1 pseudogene is annotated in these 433 nt (G+C 65.6%); it reads right to left on the bottom strand.

The annotated features are described in order from the left end of the window. Positions 1-433, bottom strand: a pseudogene (locus DBR24_RS33975) (aminotransferase class III-fold pyridoxal phosphate-dependent enzyme); the annotation flags it as partial.

The following is a 433-nucleotide window of genomic DNA, read 5'->3' as shown; positions in this document are numbered from 1 at the left end:
CCTTGTGTTCGACCAGATAACGCATCACCGCAGAACCGGCGGCCATCGCCATCTGGTTGCCACGGAACGTGCCGGCGTGGGCGCCCGGCTGCCAGGTATCGAGCCAGTCGCGGTAGACCACCACCGCCAGCGGCAGGCTGCCACCGATGGCTTTGGACAGCACCACCACGTCTGGGGTGATGCCGGCATGTTCAAAGGCGAACATCTTGCCGGTGCGAGCAAACCCGCTCTGGATCTCGTCGACGATCAACGCCACGCCGGCCTTCTCGGTGATACGGCGCAAACCGCGCAGCCACTCGATGTCCGCCGGAATCACACCGCCCTCGCCCTGCACCGCTTCGACAAACACCGCCGCCGGCAACTGCACGCCGGCCTCCGGATCGTTGAGCAGGTTTTCCAGGTAGCTCAGGTTGGCGTTGACACCGGCAGCGCC

It is taken from the genome of Pseudomonas sp. HMWF006 (assembly GCF_003061205.1).
GTDB classification, from domain to species: Bacteria; Pseudomonadota; Gammaproteobacteria; order Pseudomonadales; family Pseudomonadaceae; genus Aquipseudomonas; species Aquipseudomonas monsensis.
The sequence above is the reverse complement of the archived record's forward strand: the minus strand, read 5'-3'. Positions and strand labels throughout refer to the sequence as shown.